This is a genomic window from Variovorax paradoxus (assembly GCA_016806145.1).
Taxonomy (GTDB): Bacteria; Pseudomonadota; Gammaproteobacteria; order Burkholderiales; family Burkholderiaceae_C; genus Variovorax.
In genome coordinates this window covers 1,503,531-1,528,366 of the sequence record CP063166.1, presented here as the reverse complement: position 1 = coordinate 1,528,366, position 24,836 = coordinate 1,503,531, and the positions used below count along the sequence as shown (strand labels likewise).

The 24,836-nt window shown below is 67.9% G+C and carries 22 protein-coding genes; 2 read left to right on the top strand and 20 right to left on the bottom strand.

Annotated elements, in window-relative coordinates; all coding sequences use genetic code 11:
* Positions 1–19 precede the first annotated feature (19 nt).
* Positions 20–784, bottom strand: coding sequence for an ABC transporter permease (locus INQ48_06985; protein QRF58974.1), 765 nt, complete (start codon positions 782–784; stop codon positions 20–22).
* Entirely contained in the window at positions 781–1,728 is a 948-nt protein-coding gene (locus INQ48_06980) for an ABC transporter ATP-binding protein (GenBank protein ID QRF58973.1), read from the bottom strand. The genes INQ48_06985 and INQ48_06980 overlap by 4 nt, the downstream gene beginning before the upstream one ends.
* Before the next feature lie 159 nt (positions 1,729–1,887).
* Here INQ48_06980 and INQ48_06975 point away from each other — a divergent pair, with 159 nt between their 5' ends.
* Positions 1,888–3,462, top strand: coding sequence for a serine hydrolase (locus INQ48_06975; protein ID QRF58972.1), 1,575 nt, complete (start codon positions 1,888–1,890; stop codon positions 3,460–3,462).
* Between the two features lie 33 nt (positions 3,463–3,495).
* On the opposite strand, the gene INQ48_06970 is transcribed toward INQ48_06975, so the two are convergent.
* The 9 genes from INQ48_06970 to INQ48_06930 form a co-directional block, all read right to left on the bottom strand.
* Entirely contained in the window at positions 3,496–3,771 is a 276-nt protein-coding gene (locus tag INQ48_06970; protein ID QRF58971.1) for an STAS domain-containing protein, read from the bottom strand.
* A 34-nt stretch (positions 3,772–3,805) separates the two neighbouring features.
* Positions 3,806–4,468: an ABC transporter substrate-binding protein gene (locus INQ48_06965; protein ID QRF58970.1), complete on the bottom strand. Its 663-nt coding sequence runs from the start codon at positions 4,466–4,468 to the stop codon at positions 3,806–3,808.
* A 195-nt stretch (positions 4,469–4,663) separates the two neighbouring features.
* Complete coding sequence (locus tag INQ48_06960; protein QRF58969.1) at positions 4,664–5,413, bottom strand: VacJ family lipoprotein; 750 nt, start codon at positions 5,411–5,413, stop codon at positions 4,664–4,666.
* Positions 5,414–5,439: 26 nt separating this feature from the next.
* Positions 5,440–5,928 (bottom strand): outer membrane lipid asymmetry maintenance protein MlaD, encoded by a 489-nt coding sequence (gene mlaD / locus INQ48_06955; protein QRF58968.1) that lies wholly within the window; start codon positions 5,926–5,928, stop codon positions 5,440–5,442.
* A 39-nt stretch (positions 5,929–5,967) separates the two neighbouring features.
* Entirely contained in the window at positions 5,968–6,750 is a 783-nt protein-coding gene (gene mlaE / locus INQ48_06950; GenBank protein ID QRF58967.1) for a lipid asymmetry maintenance ABC transporter permease subunit MlaE, read from the bottom strand.
* Positions 6,747–7,616 (bottom strand): ABC transporter ATP-binding protein, encoded by an 870-nt coding sequence (locus tag INQ48_06945; protein ID QRF58966.1) that lies wholly within the window; start codon positions 7,614–7,616, stop codon positions 6,747–6,749. The genes mlaE and INQ48_06945 overlap by 4 nt, the downstream gene beginning before the upstream one ends.
* Before the next feature lie 130 nt (positions 7,617–7,746).
* Positions 7,747–9,225: a glutamate synthase subunit beta gene (locus tag INQ48_06940; protein ID QRF58965.1), complete on the bottom strand. Its 1,479-nt coding sequence runs from the start codon at positions 9,223–9,225 to the stop codon at positions 7,747–7,749.
* 39 nt (positions 9,226–9,264) lie between these two features.
* Complete coding sequence (locus INQ48_06935; GenBank protein ID QRF58964.1) at positions 9,265–14,019, bottom strand: glutamate synthase subunit alpha; 4,755 nt, start codon at positions 14,017–14,019, stop codon at positions 9,265–9,267.
* A 183-nt stretch (positions 14,020–14,202) separates the two neighbouring features.
* Positions 14,203–14,898: a transposase gene (locus tag INQ48_06930; protein ID QRF58963.1), complete on the bottom strand. Its 696-nt coding sequence runs from the start codon at positions 14,896–14,898 to the stop codon at positions 14,203–14,205.
* An 84-nt stretch (positions 14,899–14,982) separates the two neighbouring features.
* Here INQ48_06930 and INQ48_06925 point away from each other — a divergent pair, with 84 nt between their 5' ends.
* A complete protein-coding gene (locus INQ48_06925) occupies positions 14,983–15,690 on the top strand; it encodes a DUF1266 domain-containing protein (GenBank protein ID QRF58962.1) in 708 nt (235 codons plus the stop codon).
* An 18-nt stretch (positions 15,691–15,708) separates the two neighbouring features.
* Here the strand turns inward: INQ48_06925 and INQ48_06920 are convergent, their stop codons facing one another.
* The 9 genes from INQ48_06920 to INQ48_06880 form a co-directional block, all read right to left on the bottom strand.
* A complete protein-coding gene (locus INQ48_06920; GenBank protein QRF58961.1) occupies positions 15,709–16,617 on the bottom strand; it encodes an SAM-dependent methyltransferase in 909 nt (302 codons plus the stop codon).
* Positions 16,614–17,189 (bottom strand): DUF1415 domain-containing protein, encoded by a 576-nt coding sequence (locus INQ48_06915; GenBank protein ID QRF58960.1) that lies wholly within the window; start codon positions 17,187–17,189, stop codon positions 16,614–16,616. The genes INQ48_06920 and INQ48_06915 overlap by 4 nt, the downstream gene beginning before the upstream one ends.
* A complete protein-coding gene (locus tag INQ48_06910) occupies positions 17,186–18,451 on the bottom strand; it encodes an MFS transporter (GenBank protein QRF58959.1) in 1,266 nt (421 codons plus the stop codon). The genes INQ48_06915 and INQ48_06910 overlap by 4 nt, the downstream gene beginning before the upstream one ends.
* The gene (locus INQ48_06905; protein ID QRF58958.1) at positions 18,448–19,599 is read right to left on the bottom strand and encodes a deoxyguanosinetriphosphate triphosphohydrolase; all 1,152 of its coding nucleotides are present in this window, start codon (positions 19,597–19,599) and stop codon (positions 18,448–18,450) included. Before INQ48_06905 ends, INQ48_06910 begins: the two co-directional genes overlap by 4 nt.
* Positions 19,600–19,636: 37 nt before the next feature.
* Entirely contained in the window at positions 19,637–20,758 is a 1,122-nt protein-coding gene (gene aroB, locus INQ48_06900; GenBank protein QRF58957.1) for a 3-dehydroquinate synthase, read from the bottom strand.
* A 94-nt stretch (positions 20,759–20,852) separates the two neighbouring features.
* Positions 20,853–21,416, bottom strand: a complete 564-nt coding sequence (locus tag INQ48_06895) for a shikimate kinase (GenBank protein QRF58956.1) — start codon at positions 21,414–21,416, stop codon at positions 20,853–20,855.
* Positions 21,417–21,439: 23 nt separating this feature from the next.
* The gene (locus INQ48_06890) at positions 21,440–23,614 is read right to left on the bottom strand and encodes a type IV pilus secretin PilQ (protein QRF58955.1); all 2,175 of its coding nucleotides are present in this window, start codon (positions 23,612–23,614) and stop codon (positions 21,440–21,442) included.
* Positions 23,611–24,153, bottom strand: coding sequence for a pilus assembly protein PilP (locus tag INQ48_06885; GenBank protein ID QRF58954.1), 543 nt, complete (start codon positions 24,151–24,153; stop codon positions 23,611–23,613). The genes INQ48_06890 and INQ48_06885 overlap by 4 nt, the downstream gene beginning before the upstream one ends.
* Positions 24,150–24,833, bottom strand: coding sequence for a type 4a pilus biogenesis protein PilO (locus tag INQ48_06880; GenBank protein ID QRF58953.1), 684 nt, complete (start codon positions 24,831–24,833; stop codon positions 24,150–24,152). The genes INQ48_06885 and INQ48_06880 overlap by 4 nt, the downstream gene beginning before the upstream one ends.
* Positions 24,834–24,836: the final 3 nt, after the last annotated feature.

Below are 24,836 nucleotides of genomic sequence, written 5' to 3'. Positions count from 1 at the left end.
GGAGTGTGGGGTGGGCCGTTCAGCCTCGGATTTTGTAGCCGATCTTCAGCAGGTGGACGGCGATCGCGCTGACCACGAGCCAGGCGCTGCCGACGATCCCGAAGCTCAGCCACGGCGAGGCGTCGCTGACGCCGAAGAAGCCGTAGCGGAAGCCGTCGATCATGTAGAAGAAGGGGTTCAGGTGGCTCACCGACTGCCAGAACGGCGGCAGCGAGCCGATCGAATAGAACACGCCCGACAGGAAGGTCATGGGCATGATCAGGAAATTCTGGAACACGGCCATCTGGTCGAACTTCTCGGCCCAGAGCCCGGCGATCAGGCCCAGGGTGCCGAGCATGGCCGAGCCGAGCAGCGCGAACACCAGGATCCACACGGGCGCCGCGAAGTCGGGCACCGCGAAGAAGATCGTGACCAGGAACACGCCGAGCCCCACCGCCAGCCCGCGGATCACCGAGGAGCCCACGTAGGCCAGGAACCAGCCCCAGTGCGACAGCGGCGTGAGCAGCACGAACACGAGGTTGCCCATGATCTTGCTCTGGATGATCGAGGACGAGCTGTTGGCGAAGGCGTTCTGCAGCACGCTCATCATCACCAGCCCGGGGATCAGGAAGGCGGTGTAGCCAACGGTGCCGTAGACCTTCACGTGGTCCTCGAGCACATGGCCGAACACCATCAGGTAGAGCAGCGCGGTGAGCACCGGCGCGCCGACGGTCTGGAAGCCGACCTTCCAGAAGCGCAGCGTTTCCTTGTAGAGCAGCGCGCGCCAGCCGGTGACAGCCATCATCGTGCAACCTCCAGCGGCGTCTGCTCGCCCGCCATCAGGTCGATGAACACGTCTTCCAGGTCGGCCTTGCGCATTTCCACGTCTTCCACCGCCACGCCGGCCTGCCGGATGGCGGCCAGCAGTTGTTCGACCTCGTGCGCGTTCTGCGCCGGCAGCTGCACGATGCGGCCCGTGATGCGCGCGTGCTGGGCGATTTCCCAGGGCAGCATCGCATCGGTCTTGAAGCGCAGCACGTTGCTCGCGGCCGACTTCAGCAGCTCGCTGGTGCGGTCGAGCGCGATCACGCGGCCGAGCTTGAGCATCGCGATGCGGTTGCACAGCGCCTCGGCTTCCTCGAGGTAATGGGTGGTCAAGAGCACCGTGCTGCCCTGCTTGTTGAGCCGCGCGACGAACTGCCACAGCGTCTGGCGCAGCTCGACGTCGACGCCCGCGGTGGGCTCGTCGAGCACGATCACTGGCGGCTTGTGCACCAGCGCCTGCGCCACCAGCACCCGGCGCTTCATGCCGCCCGAGAGCTGGCGCATGTTGGCCGTGGCCTTGTCGGCCAGGCCCAGGCTCTGCAGCAGCTCGTCGATCCAGGCCTCGTTGTTGGTGATGCCGAAGTAGCCCGACTGGATGCGCAGCGACTCGCGCACGTTGAAGAAGGGGTCGAACACCAGCTCCTGCGGCACGATGCCGAGCTGGCGGCGCGCCTGCGCGTAATCGCGCTGCACGTCGAAGCCATGCACCTTGATCGACCCGGCGGTGGGTCGCGAGAGGCCCGCGAGCATGCTGATCAGCGTGGTCTTGCCGGCCCCGTTGGGACCGAGCAGGCCGAAGAACTCGCCGGGCTCGATGTCGAAGCTGACCTCGTCGACCGCCCGCAGCCCGGTCTTGCCCTGGGCCCGCTGCTGTCGTGAGGGAGGATAGGTCTTGGAGACCGATTGGAATGAGATCGCGGGCATGGGAGGCCAGGATTTTAAGGGCGCGGGTCCTCCAGCGCAGTTCGTGCGGGAATGCAAGCCCGGCGGACCCTGAAGGACCGCGGGCCCGGTTCGGATCAGAATCGCGCCCGACGCCGAGCGGGGCACCGCCCACGCCGGCCGTCGCGAGGAGCCTTCGTGATGCGATTGCGATCGTTGCACCGCCCTGCCCGGCCCTGGCTGGCCGCCGGGGCCCTGATTCTTGCGAGCCTGCTGTCCGCCTGCGGCGGTGGCGGTGGAGGGGGCGGCTTGCCCATCGTCGGTGGCACGCCGCCGCCCAGCACGGCCGAGCTGCCGTCGCGCGAGGCGCTGATCGCGCGCGCCCGCTCCCTCGAGCTCAACACCCCCTACGTGCCGCCGCCCGGCAACGTGCTCGAACACAACACCTCGGGCTATGCCAAGGCGATGTGCTCGGCGGTCTTCATCACCGGGCTCGACCCGGACGTCGCCGCCGAGACCATCGGCTACTTCGTCGGGCCGTATTCGGAACGCAGGAAGGTCGGCAAGCCGGTCATCGACCGCACGAAGCGCGAAGTGCGCATCGCCATCCCCGGCGGCCCGACCCTGACCGCGCGCCAGTTCGGCTCGCAAGGCTGCGTGACGCTGCCGCCCGGGCGCGACGACGTGTTCTTCACGCCGATCGAGGTCAAGAGCACGCTGCCCGATGCGGCCACCCAGCCCTGGCCGATGGGCGACCTGCTGCCGAGCACCGCGCCACCGGCCGGCGTGAACATGGCCAAGGTGGCGCAGGCGGTGGATGCCGCCTTCGCCATCCCCGAGGCCTACACCTCGGCCTTCGTGGTCACGCACAAGGGCCGGATCATCGGCGAGCGCTACATGCAGGGCATCGGCCCGACGACGCCGCTGGAATCGTGGTCGATGGGCAAGAGCGTGGTGGCCACGATGATGGGCCTGCTGATCAAGCAGGGCGTCTACACCCTCGACCAGCCGGCGCCCATTCCCGAATGGCAGGGCGAAGGCGACCCGCGCCAGAAGATCCGCATCTCGGACCTGCTGCACATGTCGAGCGGGCTGCGCATCAAGGCGCCCGACGATCCGGACTTCGACCCCAACGGCACCTACCCCGACCACATCTACTTCTACACGGGGCGCATCAACGCCTTCAACTACGCCGCCACGCGGCCGCAGCAATGGCAGCCCAACCTCGTGGGCCGCTACCGCAACACCGACCCCGTGCTGGCCAGCTACCTGGTGCGCCTGGCGGTCGAGAAGCGCGGCGAGGAGTACCTGTCGTTCCCGCAGCGCGCGCTGTTCGACAAGATCGGCATCCGCTCGATGGTGCTGGAGACCGATCCCTACGGCAATTTCATGGCCCAGGGCTATGACTTCATGTCGGGCCGCGACTGGGCGCGGCTGGCCAACCTGTACCTGCAGGACGGGGTCTGGAACGGCGAGCGCCTGCTGCCCGAGGGCTTCGTGAATTTCGTGCGCACCGTGGCGCCGGGCTGGGCGGCCGACAAGCGGCCGATCTACGGCGGCTTCTTCTGGCTCAACGGGTCGATCAACGGCGTCACGGCGTTCCCGGTGCCGACCTCGGCCTACTACATGCTGGGAGCGGACGGGCAGGTGGTGCTGATCGTGCCCTCGCACGACCTGGTGATCGTGCGCATCGGGCATTCGAAGGGCGCGCCGGTCTACGGCCGGGCGCTCAACGATGCACTGAAGCTGCTGATGGAGGCCGTTCCGGCCTCCTGAACTCGCAAGGGCGAGAGCGAGAGGAAGAAGGGATCAGGGCGCGGCCGGCAGCAGGCCGGCGATCCCGTAGAGCGCCGCCAGCTCGCGCAGCCGCGGCGACAGGCCCTTCACCGCGAAGCCGCGCCCCAGAGCGCTGGCCTCGCGGCGGCATTCGAGCAGCACCGCCAGCGCCGACGAGTCGAACTGCACCAGCGCGCTGGCATCGACCACGGTGGCGGAGGCGTCGGTCTGGCCGGCGAGGCCCTTCTGCAGCATGCGCATGCAGGCGGGCGCCTCGTCGTGCGTGAGCTTCGTGGGCAGGACCAGCATGGCCTCGGCTCCTCTTCGGCGCGCCTGGGCGGGCTCAGCCCTTGGCGCCGCCCTTGTTGCGGGCTGCCAGCGCGGTGATCAGGCCGTCGATGCCGCGGGCGTTGATCTCCTGCGAGAACTGGGTGCGGTAGGTATCGACCAGCCACACGCCGAGCACGTTGAGGTTGTAGACCTTCCAGCCGCCGCCCTGGCCGGGCGTCTTCTCGAGGCGGTAGTCGAGCTGGACCGGGTCGCCGCGGCCGCGGACCTCGGTGCGCACCAGCACTTCCTTGTCGTCGGGCGAACCGCGGTAGGGACGCACGGTGACGGTCTGGTCGCTCACCTGGTCGAGTGCACCGGCATAGGTGCGCACCAGCAGGGTCTTGAACTCTTCCTGCAGGCGCTTCTGCTGCTCGGGCGTGGCCTGGCGCCAGGCCGGGCCGACGGCCGAGGCGGTCATGCGCTGGAAATTGACGTTCGGCATGATCTTGCTGTCGACCAGCAGCATGATCTTGTTGACGTCGCCGGCCTTGATCGAGGTGTCGGCCTTGATGGTCTCGAGCACGTCGGTCGACAGCCGCTTGACCAGCGCGTCGGGCGCTTCGTCCGCGGCCTGCGCGGGGCGCATGAAGGCGACGCCGGCGCCGATCAGCAGCGCGCCGGCCAGCACCAGGCGGCCGAGGCTGCGTCGTTGAATCAAGGTCTGGGTTTTTGTCATGATCGTGAGTCCCTCTGGTTGGATCTGCCGCGCGGCTCTTCGAAAAAGAGAGCAGCCGCGCCAAGTCTGGAACGGTTTCGACAGGCTACCGGCCTACCGGGTTCCTGAACGTCGGATGAAGCCTGCAACCGGATGCAAGCGAATGCCACGGCCGGTCGCCTGGGTTGCCGCGCGCCGGGCACGGCGGGCCGGCGCTTACTTGCCGTCGCCGCCCTTGCCATCCTTGGTGTCGATGTCCTCGCGCTCGTCGGGCGGATTGCCGTCGTAGATATCGCTGCGGCGGTGCTGCAGGTAGGCGTCGCGCGTGAAGGTGTACTTGTCGAGCGCCGCGTCGTCGAGCAGGCGGCCGGCGCGCAGGTACTTGGCGCGGGTGTCGACCAGGTTCAGCACGTTGAGCGAATTGCGCCACGCCACGTCGTTCATGTGCGAGATCGGGTCGCCCCAGCGGTCCACCGGCAGCGCCGCGGCATCGCGCACGGTCGAGGGGCCGAGCAGCGGCAGCACGAGGTACGGGCCCGAGCCCACGCCCCAGTAGCCCAGGGTCTGGCCGAAGTCCTCGTCGTGGCGGTCGATGCCCGCCTCGGTCGCGATGTCGAGCAGGCCGCCGAGGCCGAAGATCGTGTTGACGTTCAGGCGCATGAAGGTCTGGGCGCTGTTCTGCACCTTGCCCTGCGCCACGTTGTTCGCGAAGTTCCAGACGTCGCCGACGTTGTTGAAGAAGTTGCTGACGCCGGTGCGCACCAGCGAGGGCAGCACGCGGGTGTAGGTGGTGGCCACCGGCACGAGCACGTTCTCGTCGACGACGTCGTTGAAGCGGGTCACGCCGCGGTTGAAGGGCTCGAGCGGATCGAGCGGGTTGGCCTGGGGGCCGGTGGCGCACGCGGCGAGCACCGACAGGAGCGCGGAAACGCCCATCCATCGGGCATAAGTCGCTATGTTATTCATAGCATTCAATAGGGGGTGACGGTTTTTCATTTCTTGTTGCTGTTGGCCGGTGTGGAGCTTCCCTCGGCGGCCTTGCTATAGAGGAACTGGCTGATCAGGTTCTCGAGCACCACCGCCGATTGGGTGGCGGTGATCGTGTCGCCGGCCTGCAGGTTCTTCTCCTCGACGCCCGCCTCGATCCCGATGTACTGCTCGCCGAGCAAGCCACTGGTGAGGATCTTCAGCGAGCTGTCCTTGGGAAAACTGTAACGGTTTTGCAATGCCAGCGTCACGTCGGCCTGAAATGTCTTGTCGTTGAACGAGATCGATTGCACGCGACCGATCACCACGCCGGCGCTCTTGACGGCCGTCTGCGGCTTCAGGCCGCCGATGTTGTCGAAGCGCGCGGTGACGGTGTAGGTCTTCTGGAAGTTCAGGCTCAACAGGTTGGCCGACTGCAGCGCGAGGAACAGCAGCCCGGCCGCCCCGAGCAGCACGAACAGGCCGACCCAGATGTCGTTGTTGGAACGTTGCATGGTTGCACTCTCTATCTAGAACGATCGGGGCGAGCCCCTTCAGATACTGAACATCATGGCCGTGAGCAGGAAATCCAGCCCCAGCACCGACAGCGAAGCCGCCACCACCGTGCGCGTGGTGGCGCGCGACACGCCCTCGGGCGTGGGCTGCGCCTCGTAGCCCTGAAGCAGCGCGATGAAGGTCACGGTGAAGCCGAACACGATGCTCTTGATGACGCCGTTGCCGACGTCGCGCCAGACATCGACGCCGGCCTGCATCTGGCCCCAGAACGCGCCGGGATCGACGCCGAGCATCAGCACGCCCACCACGTAGCCGCCGAGGATGCCGACCGCGCTGAACACGGCCGCCAGCAGCGGCATCGTGATCACGCCGGCCCAGAAGCGCGGCGCGAGGATGCGCTGCACCGGGTCGACCGCCATCATCTCCATGGCGCTGAGCTGTTCGCCGGCCTTCATGAGGCCGATCTCGGCCGTGAGCGAAGTGCCGGCGCGGCCCGCGAACAGCAGGGCCGCCACCACCGGCCCGAGCTCGCGCACCAGGCTCAGCGTGACCAGCAGGCCGAGCGCTTCGGAAGAACCGTAGCGCTGCAGCGCGTAATACATCTGCAGACCGAGCACGAAGCCCACGAACAGCCCCGACACCGCGATGATCGCGAGCGAGTAGTTGCCGAGGAAATGGATCTGGTCGCGCACCAGCGCGAAGCGGCGCAGGCTGCGCGAGCCCTGGAAGGCCAGCCGCAGGAACAGCTTGGCGCCATAGCCGAGGTCGGACAGCTTGCTGCGCACGGCGAAGCCGACGTCGCGCGGGTTCCACCAGCTCATGGATGGCCTCCGTGCGCGGGGCCGAAGTCTTCCTCGATGCCGACGCCCGGGTAATGAAAGCGCACCGGACCGTCGGGCAGCGCATGCACGAACTGGTGCACCAGCGGATCGCTGCTGTTGCGCACCTCGTCGGGCGTGCCCTGCGCGGCGATGCCGCCGTTGGCGAGCACGATCACCTGGTCGGCGATGCGGAAGGTTTCCTCCACGTCGTGCGACACGATGATGCTGGTGAGTCCCAGCGTGTCGTTGAGCTGGCGGATCAGCCGCGCCGCGGTGCCGAGCGAGATCGGGTCGAGGCCGGCGAAGGGTTCGTCGTACATCACGAAGTCGGGGTCGAGCGCGATCGCGCGGGCCAGCGCGATGCGCCGCGCCATGCCGCCCGAGACTTCGCTGGGCATCAGGTCGCGCGCACCGCGCAGGCCGACGGCGTCGAGCTTCATCAGCACGATGTCGCGCACCAGCGCCTCGGGCAGCTCGGTGTGCTCGCGCAGCGGAAAGGCCACGTTGTCGAGCACGCTCATGTCGGTGAACAGCGCGCCGAACTGGAACAGCATGCCCATGCGGCGCCGCGCGGCATAGAGCGTGGAAGCGTCCATGCGGCCGACGTCGTGGCCGTCGAACAGCACCTCGCCGCGCTGGGCGCGCTGCTGGCCGCCGATGAGGCGCAGCACGGTGGTCTTGCCGCCGCCGGACGCGCCCATGAGCGCCGTGACCTTGCCGCGCGGCAGCGAGAACGAGACGCCGTCGAGGATCGCGCGCTCGCCATAGCCGAAGCGAACGTCGCGAAACTCTACGAAGGGCTGTGGCTGTGCGGCTGGGTCCATCTCAATAAAAAAGCCGGGCGCCCTGAGGAGGCATCCCGGCATGCGGTTTCCGCGGATGATAAAGGAGCCGCGAGAAGCCCCGCCGAATTGAAACAAATTTCCGCCGTGGCAGCCTGCTCCGTTTGGAGGAGACATCCGCCCTCCCGAGGGAGGGCCGGCGCGGCACCTGGACCTATCGCGGCAGGTCGCTGAAACCCATCAGGAACTCGTCGACCGAGCGCGCGGCCTGGCGGCCTTCGCGGATCGCCCACACCACCAGCGACTGGCCGCGGCGGATGTCGCCGGCGGCAAAGACCTTCGGCACGTTGGTGGCATAGCCGCCGATGAAGTCGACGCTGGCCTTCGCATTGCCGCGCGCATCCTTCTCGACGCCGAAGGCATCGAGCACGGTCGCCACGGGGCTCACGAAGCCCATCGCGAGCAGCACGAGGTCGGCCTTGAGCACCTGCTCGCTGCCGGCCACTTCCTGCATCCTGCCGTCCTTCCATTCGACGCGAACGGTCTTCAGGCCGGTGATCTTTCCCTTCTCGCCGATGAACTCCTTCGTGGAGATCGCGAACTCGCGCTCGCAGCCCTCGTCGTGGCTGGAGCTGGTGCGCAGCTTGATCGGCCAGTAGGGCCAGGTCAGCGGACGGTTCTCTTCCTCGGGCGGCTGCGGCATCAGCTCGAACTGCGTGACGCTCACGGCGCCATGGCGGTTGCTGGTGCCCACGCAGTCGGAGCCGGTGTCGCCGCCGCCGATCACGATCACGTGCTTGCCGTCGGCGCGCAGCTGGCCCTTGACCTTGTCGCCCGCATTGACGCGGTTCTGCTGCGGCAGGAACTCCATCGCGAAATGGATGCCGTCGAGGTCGCGTCCGGGCACCGGCAGGTCGCGCGACTGCTCGGCGCCGCCGGTCAGCAGCACGGCGTCGAAGTCCTTCTGCAGTTGCTCGGGCGTGACGGTTTCCTTGGCCAGGTTGGTGACCTTGGAGCCCTTGCCCAGCGGATCCTTGGCGGCGCCGACGACCACGCCGGTGCGGAACACCACGCCCTCGGCCTTCATCTGCTCGACGCGGCGGTCGATGTGCGACTTCTCCATCTTGAAGTCGGGGATGCCGTAGCGCAGCAGGCCGCCGATGCGGTCGTTCTTCTCGAACAGCGTCACGTCGTGGCCGGCGCGCGCGAGCTGCTGCGCGGCGGCCATGCCGGCCGGGCCCGCGCCCACCACCGCGACCTTCTTGCCGGTCTTGTGCTTGGCCACGCGCGGCGCGACCCAGCCTTCGTCCCAGGCGCGGTCGATGATCGCGTGCTCGAGCGACTTGATGCCGACCGCGTCGTCGTTCACGTTGAGCACGCAGGCCGCCTCGCAGGGCGCGGGGCAGATGCGGCCGGTGAACTCCGGGAAGTTGTTGGTCGAGTCGAGCACCGCGAAGGCGTTCTGCCAGTCGTTGCGGTACACCAGGTCGTTGAAGTCCGGAATGATGTTGTTGACCGGGCAGCCGCTGTTGCAGAACGGCGTGCCGCAGTCCATGCAGCGCGCGCCCTGCACCTTCGCCTGGTCGGTGTCCAGGCCGACGACGAATTCCTTGTAGTGCTTGAGTCGTTCCTCGACCGGGCGATAGCCCTCCTCGATGCGCTCATGCTCCAGAAAACCGGTGATCTTTCCCATCGTGCTGTTCCTTCGTTGTGTCTTCGTTCACCGGCGCCTTCAGGCGGCGGCCGGCGCCGTCTTGGGCGCGGCGGCGATCGCGTGCGGCTCGAGGCCGACATGCGCGTTGTTGCCGGTGCTGGTGAGCTCGACCTTGCGGTCGTGCAGCTCGCCGAGGGCGCGCTTGTACTCGTTGGGGAAGACCTTGACGAACTTGGTGCGCGACACGGCCCAGGTGTCGAGCAGCTCGCGCGCGCGCTTGCTGCCGGTCCAGCGGTGGTGGTCCTCGAGCAGCTTCTTCAGCTGGGCCTCGTCGGTCTCGCCGCCGTGCCAGATCTTGCGATGCACGCTGGCGGTCTGCTCGGCCGAGGTCAGCACCTTGTCGAGCGAGACCATCGCCATGTTGCAGCGCGAGGCGAACTGGCCGTCCTCGTCGTAGACGAAGGCCACGCCGCCGCTCATGCCGGCCGCGAAGTTGCGCCCGGTCTTGCCGAGCACGGCCACCGTGCCGCCGGTCATGTATTCGCAGCCGTGGTCGCCCGTGCCTTCGATGACCGCCGTGGCGCCCGACAGGCGCACCGCGAAGCGCTCGCCGGCCACGCCGCACAGGTAGGCCTCGCCGGTGGTCGCGCCGTACAGCGCGGTGTTGCCGACGATGGTGTTGCGCGCGGCCTCGCCGCGGAAGTCGAGGCTGGGGCGCACCACCACGCGGCCGCCCGACAGGCCCTTGCCGGTGTAGTCGTTGGCGTCGCCGATCAGGTACAGCGTGATGCCGCGTGCCAGGAAGGCGCCGAACGACTGGCCGCCCGTGCCCTCGAGCTGGATGCGGATCGAGTCGTCGGGCAGGCCCTGCGGATGCACCTTGGTCAGCGCGCCCGAGAGCATCGCGCCCACCGAGCGGTTGACGTTGCGCGCCACCTCGATGAACTGCACCTTCTCGCCCTTGTCGATCGCGGGACGCGACTTCTCGATCAGCCGGACGTCGAGCGCCTTGTCGAGGCCGTGGTCCTGGTTCTCGACATGGAAGCGCGAGACGTCGGCCGGCACGTTCGGCAGCGCGAACAGGCGGCTGAAGTCGAGGCCCGAGGCCTTCCAGTGCTCGATGCCCTTGCGCATGTCGAGCAGGTCGGCGCGGCCGATCATGTCGTCGAACTTGCGAATGCCGAGCTGGGCCATGATCTGGCGCACCTCTTCCGCGACGAAGAAGAAGTAGTTGACGACGTGCTCGGGCTTGCCCGAGAACTTCTTGCGCAGCACCGGGTCCTGCGTGGCCACGCCCACCGGGCAGGTGTTGAGGTGGCACTTGCGCATCATGATGCAGCCCTCGACCACCAGCGGTGCGGTGGCGAAGCCGAACTCGTCGGCACCCAGCAGCGCGCCGATGGCGACGTCGCGGCCGGTCTTCATCTGGCCGTCGGCCTGCACGCGGATGCGGCTGCGCAGGCGGTTGAGCACCAGCGTCTGCTGCGTCTCGGCCAGGCCGATCTCCCACGGGCTGCCCGCATGCTTGATCGACGACCAGGGCGAGGCGCCCGTGCCGCCGTCATGGCCGGCGATCACGACGTGGTCGCTCTTGCACTTGGCCACGCCCGCGGCGATGGTGCCGACGCCGATCTCGCTGACCAGCTTCACGCTGATGCTGGCGTGCGGCGCGGTGTTCTTCAGGTCGTGGATCAGCTGGGCCAGGTCCTCGATCGAGTAGATGTCGTGGTGCGGCGGCGGCGAGATCAGGCCCACGCCCGGCACCGCGTAGCGCTGCTTGCCGATGTACTCGGTGACCTTGCCGCCCGGCAGCTGGCCGCCCTCGCCCGGCTTCGCGCCCTGGGCCATCTTGATCTGGATCTGGTCGGCCGAATGCAGGTACTCGGCCGTGACGCCGAAGCGGCCCGAGGCCACCTGCTTGATGCGCGAGCGCAGCGAGTCGCCGTCCTTGAGCGGCAGGTCGACCTCGACGTTCTCGGCGCCGATCACGCTGCGCAGCGTGTCGCCCTGCTTGATCGGGATGCCCTTGAGCTCGTTGCGGTAGCGCGCGGGGTCTTCGCCGCCTTCGCCGGTGTTGCTCTTGCCGCCGATGCGGTTCATGGCCACGGCCAGCACCGAGTGCGCCTCGGTGCTGATCGAGCCCAGCGACATCGCGCCGGTGGCGAAGCGCTTGACGATGTCGGCCGCCGATTCGACTTCGTCCACGGGAATTGCTTTCGCCGGATCGATCCTGAACTCGAACAGGCCGCGCAGCGTGAGGTGGCGGCGGTTCTGGTCGTTGATCAGCTGGGCGTATTCCTTGTACGTGTTCCAGTTGTTGGCGCGCGTGCTGTGCTGCAGCTTGGCGATCGCGTCGGGCGTCCACATGTGCTCTTCGCCGCGCGTGCGCCAGGCGTATTCGCCGCCGGCGTCGAGCATGCTGGCGAGCACCGGGTCGTCGCCGAAGGCGGCCTTGTGCATGCGGATGGCCTCCTCGGCGATCTCGAACACGCCGATGCCTTCCACGCGGCTGGCGGTGCCGGTGAAGTACTTGCTGACGGTCTCGCTGTTCAGGCCGATGGCCTCGAACAGCTGGGCGCCGCAGTAGCTCATGTAGGTGCTGACACCCATCTTCGACATGATCTTCGACAGACCCTTGCCGATCGCCTTCACGTAGTTGTAGATCGCCTTGTCGGCGCTCAGCGCGCCCGGCAGGTCGGCATGCATGCCGGCCAGGGTGTCCATCGCGAGGTAGGGATGGACCGCCTCGGCGCCGTAGCCCGCGAGCACGGCGAAGTGGTGCACCTCGCGCGCCGAACCGGTCTCGACCACCAGGCCGGCCGTGGTGCGCAGGCCCTCGCGCACCAGGTACTGGTGCACGGCCGACAGCGCCAGCACGGCGGGAATCGCGACCTGCGTCGGGCCGACGCCGCGGTCGCTCACGATCAGGATGTTGTGGCCGCCCTTGATGGCATCGACGGCTTCGGCGCACAGCGAGGCCAGCTTGGCTTCGACGCCTTCGTCGCCCCAGGCGAGCGGGTAGGTGATGTCGAGCACGTAGCTCTTGAACTTGCCCTGCGTGTACTTGCCGATGTCGCGCAGCTTCGCCATGTCGGCGAAGTCGAGGATCGGCTGGCTCACCTCGAGCCGCATCGGCGGGTTGACCTGGTTGATGTCGAGCAGGTTGGGCTTGGGGCCGATGAAGGACACCAGCGACATCACGATGGCTTCGCGGATCGGGTCGATCGGCGGGTTCGTGACCTGGGCGAACAGCTGCTTGAAGTAGTTGTACAGCGGCTTGTTCTTGCTCGAGAGCACGGCCAGCGGGCTGTCGTTGCCCATCGAGCCGATGCCCTCTTCGCCGGCCTGCGCCATCGGGCTCATCAGGAACTTGATGTCTTCCTGGGTGTAGCCGAAGGCCTGCTGGCGGTCGAGCAGCGCGACCTGCGAGATCGGCGCGGCGACCGGCTCGGCCTGCACGCTGTCGAGCTTGATGCGCAGGTTCTCGATCCACTGCTTGTAGGGCTTGCTGTTGGCGAGGGTGGCCTTGACCTCCTCGTCGTCGATCATGCGGCCCTGCTCGAGGTCGATCAGGAACATCTTGCCGGGCTGCAGGCGCCACTTGCGCACGATCTTCTGCTCGGGCACGGGCAGCACGCCCGACTCGGAGGCCATGATGACCAGGTCGTCGTCGGTCACGCAGTAGCGCGAGGGACGCAGGCCGTTGCGGTCGAGCGTGGCGCCGATCTGGCGGCCGTCGGTGAACACGATCGAGGCCGGGCCGTCCCAGGGCTCGAGCATGGCGGCGTGGTATTCATAGAACGCGCGGCGGCGCGGATCCATGGTGCTGTGCTGTTCCCAGGGCTCGGGAATCATCATCATCACGGCCTGGCTGATCGGGTAGCCGGCCATCGTCAGCAGCTCGAGGCAGTTGTCGAAGGTGGCGGTGTCGGACTGGCCCGCGAAGCTGATCGGGTAGAGCTTCTGCAGGTCGGCGCCGAGCACGGGAGACGACATGACGCCCTCGCGCGCCTTCATCCAGTTGTAGTTGCCCTTGACCGTGTTGATTTCGCCGTTGTGCGCGACGTAGCGGTACGGGTGGGCCAGCGGCCACTCGGGGAAGGTGTTGGTCGAGAAGCGCTGGTGCACCAGGCCCAGGGCCGAGACGCAGCGCTTGTCCTGCAGGTCGAGGTAGTAGGTACCGACCTGGTCGGCGAGCAGCAGGCCCTTGTAGACCACGGTGCGGCTCGACATGCTCGGAACGTAGTATTCCTTGCTGTGCTTGAGCTTCAGGCGCTGGATGTTGGCGCTCGCGGTCTTGCGGATCACGTAGAGCTTGCGTTCGAGCGCGTCCTGCACGATCACGTCGTTGCCGCGGCCGATGAAGACCTGGCGCAGCAGCGGTTCCTTTTCGCGCACGGTGGGCGACATCGGCATGTCGCGGTTGACCGGCACGTCGCGCCAGCCCAGCAGCACCTGGCCTTCGGCCTTGATCGCGCGTTCCATTTCCTGCTCGCAGGCCTGGCGCGAGGCGTGTTCCTTCGGCAGGAAGATCATGCCGACGCCGTACTCGCCCGGCGGGGGCAGCGTGACGCCCTGCTTGGCCATCTCGTCGCGGTACAGGTGGTCGGGCAGCTGGATCAGGATGCCGGCGCCGTCGCCCATCAGCTTGTCGGCGCCCACGGCGCCGCGATGGTCGAGGTTCTCGAGGATCTTCAAGCCCTGCAGCACGATGGCGTGGCTCTTCTCGCCCTTGATGTGGGCCACGAAGCCGACGCCGCAGGCATCGTGCTCGTCGGCACCGGAATACAGACCGTGTTGTTGGAGATGTTGAATCTCGGCAGCCGTCGTCATGGCGCACTCCTTCAGTTTTCGCAGGGATTGGGAGCATATTGCGATGCACAAAGAATGCCAAACACTTTAATAGGGGTCAGATTCCGATTAAATCTTGAGTTTTCTTGTCAGAATTTAATTGGGGACACATCAATTTGGATAGCAGGAAACGACCACCGGACGGCGGTTTCCACTCGCTTCGGCTCAGCTTTTGATGCCCGAAGGCGGCCGCCCGGCCTTGGCCGGCAGCACCCGACGCTCGGTGTTCTTCTGCAACGCTTCCAGAAAATCGGCGTCGCCGGCCGCCCAGCCACGCAGCGTGGCCTCGGTCAGCGCCGACTGGTCGGCGGCCCGGACGCCCGCGCGCACCAGTTCGACATACGCGGCCTCGCGCGCGAACGGGGTGTTACCGAGCTCCCAGTACAGCGGATGGGGCGTGAGCAGCCGGTCGTGCCGCAGCCCCGCGTAGTGCGCATGGCTGGACCACGCGAAGTCGCGCGGATCGATCACCAGCCCCGCGCGCACCGGGTTGAGGTCGATGTAGGCCATGCAGGTCAGCAGGTAGCGCTCGGTCTGGATCAGGGTCGACCTGTAGCGCCCTTCCCACAGCGTTCCGCTGCGGCCATGGCGGTCGTTGAAGTAGCGCACGTAGCTGCGCCCGACCGCCTGCATCAGCTGCGGCAGCCCCGTGGCGGTGTCGGGCGTGGCCAGCAGGTGGAAGTGGTTGTCCATCAGCACGTAGGCATGCACCGCGACGCCGAAGCGCGTGGCGCTGTCGGCCAGCAGGGCGAGCAGCTTCTCGTGGTCGGCACGGTCCACGAAGATCGGCTGGCGGTTGTTGCCGCGCTGGATCGCGTGGTGCGGCAAGCCGGCAAGGGTGAGACGGGGAAGGCGGGCCATGGGCCAGGAAGGGGTTGACGCGCGGGGCCTGTATCCTAAGCCGCCCGCCGAACCATTCCATCGTGGCGGGGGAGGAGCCATTCGATGTTCAAGTTCTTCAAGGAAATGCTCGATACGGTCAAGGAAGGCATGGCGGAGGGACGCGCCGAGCTGGCGCAGGAAACCGCCGAGCGCGAGGCCAAGGCGCAGCAGGACGGCGCGGCGCTCGAGGCCCGTCTCGCGGCCTCGTCGCGCTACGAGAACGTGGCCGTGGCGCTGGCCGCGATCTACCGCGAGACCTTCGCGCCCGAGCTCAAGGCCGCCAAGGAAGCGAACCGCAGCGCGGTGCACCTGCTGTGCGTGCCGATCCCCGACGAGGAAGTCGCGCCGTGGAAGAAGCTGCTGGCGCGCGACTTCGACGCGGGCGACGAGGCACAGGCACGCGAAGCCATCGCCGACACCCACGACGCGGCCGAGGCGATGGCCCGCAGCACGGATGGCGAACTGGCCGTGTGGATCGCCCGCTTCGCGCACCTTGCGACCGGCTCGGCGGCGGTCGGCTACCTGCAAGCGCGCGAGGCGCTGGATGCGCTCGAGCCGGCGGTGGCGCTGGCGATCGAGCGCTTCGACGGCTGGGAGGGCTACGGCCGCAGCTTCCTCGAAGGCGAACGCGATGCCGCGGGCAGCAACTTCATGGGCCGCAAGGTGCTGGCATCGGTGACCGAACGGCTGCTGGAAGACGAGCGCAGCCCGTGGAAGACGCTGGCCTGGCCCACGCGCGACGCGCTGCCGGCGCTGCTGGCTTCGCGCTGACCCGGCGCGGCGCGCGGCTCAGTCGAGCCGAAAGCGGGTATCGCCCAACGCATCGAGCCCGAACTGCGCCAGCAGTTCGCGCAGCCGCGCGGCCGCGCTCGCCTTGCGCTGGCCGGTGTGGCGCGCGAGGATCAGTTCGTTCTTCATGCTGTGCTCCCAGCCCACGAGCTCGGTCACGGTGACGCTGTAGCCGTTGGCCTCGAGGTACAGGCAGCGCAGCACGTTGGTGAGCTGGCTGCCGATCTCGCGCGTGTGCAGCGGATGGCGCCAGAGCTCGGCCAGCGGCGTGCGCGACAGCGCCAGCGCCTTGGTCTCGCGCAGGCAGGCCGCTACCTCCGCCTGGCAGCAGGGCACCAGCACCATGCAGCGGGCCTTTTTCGCGAGGCCGAAGGCGATCGCGTCGTCGGTGGCGGTGTCGCAGGCATGCAGCGCGGTCACCACGTCGATCTGCGATGGCAGCTCACCCGCGGTGGCGGACTCGGCTACCGTCAGATTCAGAAAGGACATGCGGTCGAAGCCCAGCCGCTGCGCGAGTTCGCGCGATTTCTGGACCAGCTCGGCGCGCGTCTCGATGCCGTAGACGTGACCGCCCTGCCCCGCGCGGAAGAACAGGTCGTAGACGATGAAGCCCAGGTACGACTTGCCCGCGCCATGGTCGGCCAGCGTGGCGTTGGCGCCGCCCTCGGGCAGCTCGCGCAGCAGCTGCTCGATGAACTGGAACAGGTGGTAGACCTGCTTGAGCTTGCGGCGCGAGTCCTGGTTGAGCCGGCCCTCGCGCGTGAGGATGTGCAGCTCCTTGAGCAGCTCGACCGACTGGCCCGGGCGCAGGGACTCGGCGAGTTCGGCATCGGCCTTCGCCACCTTGGCGGTCTTGCCGCCCTTGGCGGAATGGTCTTCGCGGGTCTTCTTCGGTGCGTGGGTATTCATGAGGGGGTGCTCCCGGGGCCGACGTCGAGCGCGGCCCAGCCTTCGGGCCCGAGGGCCTCGAGGGTGTCGATGTTGCGGCCGAAGATCTCTTCGGCATCGGGAAAGGCCTCGACCGCGCGGTCCACGCTCTCTTCGCGCAGCAGGTGCAGCGTGGGATAGGGCGCGCGGTTGGTCGCGTTGCCGATGTCGTCGGGCTCGGCGCCGCCAAACTGGAATTGCGGATGGAAGCTCGCGAGCTGCAGCACGCCGTCGAAGCCGGCCTTGGCGAGCCGGCGCTCGGCGCGCGCCGTGAAATCGTTGAAGTCGAGGAAGTCCGAAAGCGCGTTCGGCGCGATCAGCAAGGTGGTGTCGCGCTCGGCGGCATCGAGCGCGACGAGCTGCCGCGCTTCGGCGAGCAAAGCGTCGAGCAGGTCGTCATGCTCGGCGGACAAATAGGTGGCGTAGTGGATCTGGCCCTTGACGTGCACGGCCTTCGCGAACGGGCACAGGTTGAGGCCGATCACCGCGCGCTCGAGCCAGCGGCGCGTGTCGGCGACGGCCTGCTCGGCCGTGACGGAAGCATCGCCGCTCATGGCGTCGCCGCCTCCAGCGCCAGCCGCGCGCGGCCGAGCCGGCGCGCGATCGCGATGCCGGTCAGCGAGCAGGCCAGCGTCGCGACCCAGGTCCAGTGCCATCCGCCGACGCGGTGCGCCACCCAGGCAACGGTCGGCGGCGCCAGGAACTGGCCCAGCGACGAGGCCTGCTGCATCAGCCCGACGGTGGTCGACACGGTGGCCGGCCCGGGCGCGAAGCGCACGCCGAGCAGGAACAGCGTGGCCGGCACCATGCCGCCCGCGAGCGAGAAGGCGCAGACGGCCACGAAGCGCAGCGAGGCGGGCAGCCCGACGGCATCGGCGCCCGGCCCGCGCAGTTCAGCGAAAGCCGCGATGCCGCCCAGCGCCATGATCAGGAAGCCCCACTGCAGCAGCCGCTCGGGCGCGATGCCGCGCTGCAGCCAGCGCCCGCCCATGATGTTGCCGACGATGTTCATCGCCGCGGCCAGCGCCGTGAGCACCGCGTTCCAGCCGGCCGGCACGCCCGCGCCGGCATAGATCGCGGGCAGGAAGCCGATCACCGCCATCCACTGCGCCGAATAGACGGCGAAGCTCAGCGCCGTGAGCCAGGGCCCGCGCGCACCGACGGTGGTGCGCAGGCGCGACCAGCCGCTCTCGGGCACGGCGGCGGCGCTCGGCGCGCGCTGCCGGTCGGCCGGCACCGCGACGAGCAGCCAGGCGGCCGCCAGCGCCGACACCAGCGCCAGCGCCCACCACCAGCCGGGCCAGCCGTTCCAGCCGATCAGCACCGGGCCGAGCAAGAGGGCCAGCGCCACGCCGAACGGCATGTAGGCGCCCCAGAGCCCCAGCGCGGCCTTGTCGGCGCCCGCGGGCGTGAGGGCGCGGATCAGGCCCGGGCCCGGCATCACCGCCAGCAGGAAGCCGATGCCCTCGACGGCGCGCAGCACCAGCAGCCAGGGCACGGCCTGCTCGGGGGGCAGATGGCTGCCAACCGCGCCGCCCGCGAGGCTGGCCAGGGTCAGCACCACCAGTCCGCCCAGCATGCTGCGGCGCAGGCCGATGGTGTCGGCCGCCAGCCCCGCGAGCAGGCCCAGCGTCATGCTCGCGACCTGCACCAGCGAGAGCAGGAAGCCGGCCTCGACCAGACCGATGCCCAGCGACGCCTGCAGCGCCGGCACCGCGGGCGGCAGCTTGCCCAGGTGCAGCGCGGCGCTGACGCCCGCGACCACGACCGCGAAGGCGGCCGCGGGAATGCGCGGGCGCGCGCCGGCCGATGTCATGCCGTCGGCCCGTCGGCGCGCGCGATGCCGCGCCGGCCGGTCAGCCGCTCGTGCTCGCGCATCGCGAAGCGGTCGGTCATGCCGGCGATGTAGTCGGCCACGGCACGTGGGCGATCGGCGCGCTCGGCGAAGGACTCGGGCATCTCGGCGCCGCGCTCGAGGTAGGCATCGAACAGTTCGCGCACCACCTCGCGCGCCTGATCGGTGGTCTGCACCACCTGCGGATGGCGGTAGAGATTGCGGAACAGGAAGCGCTGCAGCGTCTCCGACTGCGCGCGCATGCCCTCGCTGAACGCGACCACCGGCGGCGCACGGCGCACCGCGTCGGCATCGCCGGGCGCGAGCGCCTCGAGCGTCGCGCGGGTGGCGTCGATCACGTCGTAGACCTGGGCGCTGAGCATGCGGCGGATGGTCTCGTAGAGCACGCGGCGACCGCTGAGCGCCGGGTATTCGGCCAGCGCCTCGCGCCGGTAGCGCTCGAACAGCTCGACCTCGGCCAGTTGCTCGACGGCGATCAGGCCGGAGCGCACGCCGTCGTCGATGTCGTGGGCGTTGTAGGCGATCGCATCGGCCAGGTTGCACAGCTGCGCCTCGAGGCCGGGCTGGGTGCGGTCGATGAAGCGGCGCGCCACGCCGCCGGGCTCGGCCGCCTCGAGCTTCTCGGCATTGGCGCGCGAGCAGTGCTTGAGGATGCCCTCGCGCGTCTCGAAGCTGAGGTTGAGACCGTCGTACTGCGGATAGCGATGCTCGAGCGCATCGACCACGCGCAGGCTCTGCAGGTTGTGCTCGAAGCCGCCGTGCTCGGCCATGCAGGCATTGAGCGCGTCCTGCCCCGCGTGGCCGAAGGGCGTGTGGCCCAGGTCATGGGCCAGCGCGACCGCCTCGACCAGGTCCTCGTTGAGCCGCAGCGCACGCGCGATCGAACGGCCGAGCTGCGCCACCTCGAGCGAATGGGTGAGCCGCGTGCGGAACAGGTCGCCTTCGTGGTTGAGGAACACCTGCGTCTTGTAGACCAGCCGCCGGAACGCCGTCGAATGCACGATGCGGTCGCGATCGCGCTGGAAGGCGTCGCGCGTGGGCGCGGGCGGCTCGGGATGGCGGCGGCCGCGCGAACGCGCGGGGTGCGAGGCGTAGGGCGCGAGGCTCATGGATCCGCGGTGGCGATGCCGGCCATCGGAACGGGGCTCAGGCCGCCGCGCAGGATTGCGCGAGCACCTCGCGCACCAGCGCGTCGGGCGCGCCGCGCATGATGGCGGAGCCGGGCTTGTCGATCACCACGAAGCGGATCTCGCCGCCCTCGGATTTCTTGTCGACGCGCATCAGTTCGAGGTAGCGCTCCGCGCCGAGGTCGGGGCCGACGGTGGGCAGGCCGGCGCGCTGGATCAGGCGGGTCAGGCGCTCGACGAAGGCCGCATCCACGCCGCCGAGGCGCTGCGACAGCCGCGCCGCCATCACCATGCCGCAGCCCACGGCCTCGCCATGCAGCCACTCGCCATAGCCCAGGCCCGATTCGATCGCATGGCCGAAGGTGTGGCCGAAATTGAGGATCGCGCGCAGGCCGGTCTCGCGCTCGTCCTGGCCGACCACCAGCGCCTTGATCTCGCAGCTGCGCTTGACCGCATGCGCGAGCGCGGCGGGATCGCGCGCCACCAGGGCGTCGATGTTGGCTTCGATCCAGTCGAGGAAGGCCATGTCGTGGATCGGCCCGTACTTGATGACCTCGGCCAGGCCGGCACTGAGTTCGCGCGGCGGCAGGGTCTGCAGGGTGCCGAGGTCGCAGACCACCAACTGCGGCTGGTAGAACGCGCCGATCATGTTCTTGCCCAGCGGATGGTTGATGGCCGTCTTGCCGCCGACCGAGGAATCGACCTGCGCCAGCAAGGTGGTCGGCACCTGGACGAAGGGCACGCCGCGCATGTAGCTGGCGGCCGCGAAACCGGTCATGTCGCCGACCACGCCGCCGCCGAGGGCGAACAGCACGGTCTTGCGGTCGCTGCCGTGGCCCAGCAGCGCGTCGAAGATCAGGTTCAGGGTCTCGAGGTTCTTGTAGACCTCGCCATCGGGCAGCTCGAGCAGATGCACCTGCCGGAACCGGCCGGCCAGCGCCTGGCGCAGACCCTGGGCGTAGAGCGGCGCGACCGTGGTGTTGCTGACGATCAGCGCGCTGGCCGCCTGCGGCACGATGCCGTAGGTCTGGGGATCGTCGAACAGTCCGGCGCCGATGAGGATGGGATAGCTGCGGTCGCCGAGCGGGATGTCGACGCGTTCGAGGGTGGGCGGGGAAACGGAAGCGGCGGGCGATGGCATGGCGGGAGTTTAGGCGGTGCGGCGCCCAGGGGCCGGAGCGCTGGCCGCAAGCGCCTCGGCGCGCGAGGGTCGATGTGCTTCGGGCCGCGCGAACTCAGTCCGAGGACGAGGTCGGCTCGGGCCCCTCGGGATGCGCGCCGGGCGGCACGATGCCGGCCAGCTCGAGCTGCATCACGATGATGTTCACGAGCGTCGCGACCGTGGGACGCCCCGTGTCGACGACGTCGTGGGCGGTCTCGCGATAGAAGGGATCGCGCGCATCGTGCAGCTCGCGCAGCCGACCCAGCGGATCGGCCACCTGCAGCAGCGGCCGCTTGACGTCGTGGCGCAGGCGCCGGAACAGGTCCTCGGGCGAGGACCGCAGGTAGATCACGTGGAAGTGGCCGCGCAGTTGCAGCCGGTTGGCCTCGCGCAGCACCGCGCCGCCCCCGGTGGCCAGCACGCCGTTCGCGCCGGCCGCCAGCTCGGCGATCACTTGCTGTTCGAGATCGCGGAAGGCGGCTTCGCCCTCGCGCTCGAAGTAGTCGCGGATCGAGCAGCCGATGCGCTGCTCGATCTCGTGATCGGTGTCGACGAAGGGAAGGTTGAGCCGAAGACCCAGCCGCCGGCCCACCGCGGACTTTCCGGCGCCGGGCAATCCGACGAGTGCGACGGCCACGCCGTGGCTGCTACGCCCGCGCGTCAGCGCGCGGCGTTGCGGTCGGTAATCATCTTCGGGGTGATAAAGACGAGCATTTCGGTCTTGTTCGCAATGCGAGTCCGTGTGCGGAACAGCGCCCCCACATAGGGCACTTCACCCAGCACCGGCACGCGCGACTCGTCATTGGATTCGTTGAGCTCGAAGATACCACCGATGACGACCGTGCCGCCGTTCTCGACCAGCACTTCGGTCTGGACGTGCTTGGTGTTGATGGCCGGGCCCGCGGTGGTGTTGATACCGCGCGCATCCTTGCTGACGTCGAGCGTCAGGATGATGTTGCCCTCGGGCGTGATCTGCGGCGTGACTTCGAGCTTGAGCACGGCCTTGCGGAACGAGATCGAGGTGGCGCCGCTCGAAGTCGCTTGCTGGTAGGGGATTTCCTCGCCCTGCTCGATCAGCGCCTTGGTCTGGTCGGCCGTGATGACGCGGGGGCTGGATACCAGCTTGCCCTTGCCGTCGGCTTCGAGTGCCGAGATCTCGAGGTTCAGCATGCGGGAGAAGCTCGAATTGAACAGCGAGATCGCGAAGGTGCCGGGCGAGGCTCCATTGCCGGTCGGATCGCTGGCCGGCAGATTCACAAAATTCGAGTTGGTCCAGGTGGTCGTCGTGGCCCCCCCGCTGTTGCCACCGGATCCTCCACTCCCCGAACCAGACACCGGCATGACACCCAGGGTGCCGAAGGCACGGTTGCCGTTGGCCGACGCGATTCTCTCGTTGGCGATACCGCCGCCCAGCCTGGCGCCGAGCGACTTGCCGAAGGTATCGGTCGCCTCGACGATGCGCGCCTCGATCAGTACCTGGCGCACCGGAACGTCGAGCTTCTGGATCAGTTCGGCCACCTGCGCCAGGCGCGAGGGGATGTCGGAGACGAACAGCTGATTGGTGCGCGCCTCCGCGATCACGCTGCCGCGGGGACTCAGGATGCGCGTGGTCGTGCCCGAGCCTCCGCCCCCACCGCTACCCCCGCCAGCGGATGCACCGGTCCCGGTCAGCCCCTGCGCGATGGCAATCGCCTTGGTGTAGTTCAACTGAAACGACTGCGTGCGCAGCGGTTCGAGGTTCTCGATCGCGGCTTTGGCCTCGAACTCGAGCTTCTCCTTGGCGTTGATCTCGTCCTTCGGCGCGATCCAGAGCACGCTGCCGTTCTTGCGCATGCCGAGATTCTTGGCCTGCATGATGATGTCGAGCGCCTGGTCCCAGGGCACGTCCTTCAGCCGCAGGGTCAACCCACCGGTTACCGAATCGGAAGTCACGATGTTGAAGTTCGTGAAGTCGGCGATCACCTGCAGCAGCGAGCGAATCTCGATGTTCTGGAAATTCAGCGACAGCTTCTCACCCGTGTAGCCCACGCCCTGGGTCAGCTTGGTCGGATCGACCTTGCGTGCGCGGACTTCCACCACGAACTGGTTGTCGCTCTGGTAGGCACTGTGTTCCCAGTCGCCCTTGGACTCGATCGTCAGGCGCACACGATCTCCAGCTTGCTGGGCCGTGATCGACTGGACGGGCGTATTGAAGTCGGCCACGTCGAGCCGGCGACGCAGCCCCTCGGGCAGCGCGGATTTGGTGAACTCCGCCACAAGGCTCTTGCCTTGCTGGCGCAGATCGACGCCGACTTGGTTGTTCGCCAGATCGATGATGACGCGGCCCGTGTTATCCGAGCCTAGACGGAAATCCACATCGCGCAACGGCAGGGTGTCCCGGTTGCGATTCTCAGCAAAAGTCGCGGAAACCGGTGCCGCAAGCGCCACGCCCGCCGTAGGTTCGAGCGTCACCAGCAGCGACTTGCCTTGGATCTCAGTCTTGTATGCAGTGGCCTGCTTGAGGTTGAGCACAACGCGGCTGCGTTCACCGGCCTGCACCACATTGACCGAGCGCAGATTGCCCTGATTCACTTCGATCGCCGAGCGTCCGATAGCATTCGTGACACCGGGGAAATCGAGTGCGATGCGCGCGGGTGTCTGCACCGCGAACCCATTGGGCACGGTGACCAGGGGTTGCGCCAAGTCGATGCGGATCACCTCCGCCCCGGACTGCATTGAACTGGTCACCGACTCGATGGCGTTCTGGGCATGGGCCATGGCCAGGGCGCCGAATGCAAGCAACCCGAGCGCGACGGTTCGCAGCCGATGTGCCATCTTCGATTTTTCTAGGTTCATTTCGCACTCTCTTGCAACTGCAGCGATGCTGCGCGTTCGATCCATTCGCCAGCCGCGTCCTGCACGATTTCTCGCAGGGCGACTTCGCTTTCGTTGATCCGCGTGATGCGGCCGTAGTTGAGGCCCAGGTACTCGCCGACACGCACTTTGTAGAGCAGCTTGTCGACCTTCACCAGCGCCACCGGCTGGCCACTGCGGTTCATGGTCCCGACCATGGCCATCGAATCGAGCGGGAAGGCCTCGAGGGCCTCCTTGCGACGCGCCAGTTCGGGAGCGATCAGGTCGGAGTTGCCCGGCTGGTTCGATTCCCGACGCAGTGCCTGCGTGAGCTTTAGCATGTTGAAAGGCTCGAACGACGAGGCTTCCGTATAGGCCTGTGGTGTGAATCTTTTCGGTTCCGTGATGGGCGAGATGCTGGGCTTGACCTGTGCGCGCTGCTCCACCATCCAGCGCTGAAGATCTTCCTGATCGGAGTTCCCGCAGGCACTCAATCCCAACGCGGCCATTGCGAGCCACAAGAACTTGAAGGCCGCTTTCATTTCTTCGCGCCTTTGGACGCCGCAGCGCGTTTCTGGGTGGCCCGCTCTTCTTCATCGAGATAGCGGTAAGTGCGCGCCGTCGCATCCATGGTCAACGCACCGTCCTTGTCCTTCTGCGGCGCCACGCTCAGGTTGTTCAACGTGACGATGCGCGACAGGCTGGCGACATCGGCCGCAAAAGCGCCCATGTCGTGGTAGCGGCCGGTCACACGCACAGCAATCGGCAACTCGGCGTAGTAGTCCTTGACGACGACCTGTCCCGGGCGGAACAGTTCGAACTGCAGGCTGCGGCCGAGGCCTGCCTGGTTGATGTCCGACAGCAAGGCGTCCATCTCGGCCTTGCTCGGAAGTTGCTTCTCGAGCAGCGTGACGTACTGCTGCACCTGCTCGCGCTGCTTCTTCAGCAGGTCGAGATTGGCGGCCTGCGCCACCTTTTTCTGATAGTCGGTTTTGAGCGTGGCTTCCTTGCTGCGCTCCGATTCGAGTTCGTCGTTCGAATTCGTGAGCCAGACAAACCACAGGGCCACGACCACGAAAACGGCCAGTCCCAGGCACAGCGCATAGCGCGGCACGGACGGCCAGCTCGCGGGGTCGTTGGTGTTCAGCCCGCGGAACTGATCGCCGAAGCGGCGCAGCGCGGCACCGAGATCGATGGGGGGGGAAGAGCGTTTGCTTGCCATGAT

What these genes read in the sequence shown, in the direction of transcription:
- INQ48_06975 (QRF58972.1), top strand. Translation starts at nt 1,888, where the DNA reads ATGCGATTGCGATCGTTGCACCGCCCTGCCCGGCCCTGGCTGGCCGCC.
- INQ48_06960 (QRF58969.1), bottom strand. Translation starts at nt 5,413, where the DNA reads ATGAATAACATAGCGACTTATGCCCGATGGATGGGCGTTTCCGCGCTC.
- INQ48_06925 (QRF58962.1), top strand. Translation starts at nt 14,983, where the DNA reads ATGTTCAAGTTCTTCAAGGAAATGCTCGATACGGTCAAGGAAGGCATG.
- INQ48_06940 (QRF58965.1), bottom strand. Translation starts at nt 9,225, where the DNA reads ATGGGAAAGATCACCGGTTTTCTGGAGCATGAGCGCATCGAGGAGGGC.
- INQ48_06985 (QRF58974.1), bottom strand. Translation starts at nt 784, where the DNA reads ATGATGGCTGTCACCGGCTGGCGCGCGCTGCTCTACAAGGAAACGCTG.
- mlaE (QRF58967.1), bottom strand. Translation starts at nt 6,750, where the DNA reads ATGAGCTGGTGGAACCCGCGCGACGTCGGCTTCGCCGTGCGCAGCAAG.
- INQ48_06980 (QRF58973.1), bottom strand. Translation starts at nt 1,728, where the DNA reads ATGCCCGCGATCTCATTCCAATCGGTCTCCAAGACCTATCCTCCCTCA.
- INQ48_06880 (QRF58953.1), bottom strand. Translation starts at nt 24,833, where the DNA reads ATGGCAAGCAAACGCTCTTCCCCCCCCATCGATCTCGGTGCCGCGCTG.
- INQ48_06970 (QRF58971.1), bottom strand. Translation starts at nt 3,771, where the DNA reads ATGCTGGTCCTGCCCACGAAGCTCACGCACGACGAGGCGCCCGCCTGC.
- INQ48_06945 (QRF58966.1), bottom strand. Translation starts at nt 7,616, where the DNA reads ATGCCGGGATGCCTCCTCAGGGCGCCCGGCTTTTTTATTGAGATGGAC.
- INQ48_06905 (QRF58958.1), bottom strand. Translation starts at nt 19,599, where the DNA reads ATGAGCCTCGCGCCCTACGCCTCGCACCCCGCGCGTTCGCGCGGCCGC.
- INQ48_06930 (QRF58963.1), bottom strand. Translation starts at nt 14,898, where the DNA reads ATGGCCCGCCTTCCCCGTCTCACCCTTGCCGGCTTGCCGCACCACGCG.
- aroB (QRF58957.1), bottom strand. Translation starts at nt 20,758, where the DNA reads ATGCCATCGCCCGCCGCTTCCGTTTCCCCGCCCACCCTCGAACGCGTC.
- INQ48_06885 (QRF58954.1), bottom strand. Translation starts at nt 24,153, where the DNA reads ATGAAAGCGGCCTTCAAGTTCTTGTGGCTCGCAATGGCCGCGTTGGGA.
- INQ48_06920 (QRF58961.1), bottom strand. Translation starts at nt 16,617, where the DNA reads ATGAATACCCACGCACCGAAGAAGACCCGCGAAGACCATTCCGCCAAG.
- INQ48_06965 (QRF58970.1), bottom strand. Translation starts at nt 4,468, where the DNA reads ATGACAAAAACCCAGACCTTGATTCAACGACGCAGCCTCGGCCGCCTG.
- INQ48_06890 (QRF58955.1), bottom strand. Translation starts at nt 23,614, where the DNA reads ATGAACCTAGAAAAATCGAAGATGGCACATCGGCTGCGAACCGTCGCG.
- INQ48_06910 (QRF58959.1), bottom strand. Translation starts at nt 18,451, where the DNA reads ATGACATCGGCCGGCGCGCGCCCGCGCATTCCCGCGGCCGCCTTCGCG.
- INQ48_06915 (QRF58960.1), bottom strand. Translation starts at nt 17,189, where the DNA reads ATGAGCGGCGATGCTTCCGTCACGGCCGAGCAGGCCGTCGCCGACACG.
- INQ48_06935 (QRF58964.1), bottom strand. Translation starts at nt 14,019, where the DNA reads ATGACGACGGCTGCCGAGATTCAACATCTCCAACAACACGGTCTGTAT.
- mlaD (QRF58968.1), bottom strand. Translation starts at nt 5,928, where the DNA reads ATGCAACGTTCCAACAACGACATCTGGGTCGGCCTGTTCGTGCTGCTC.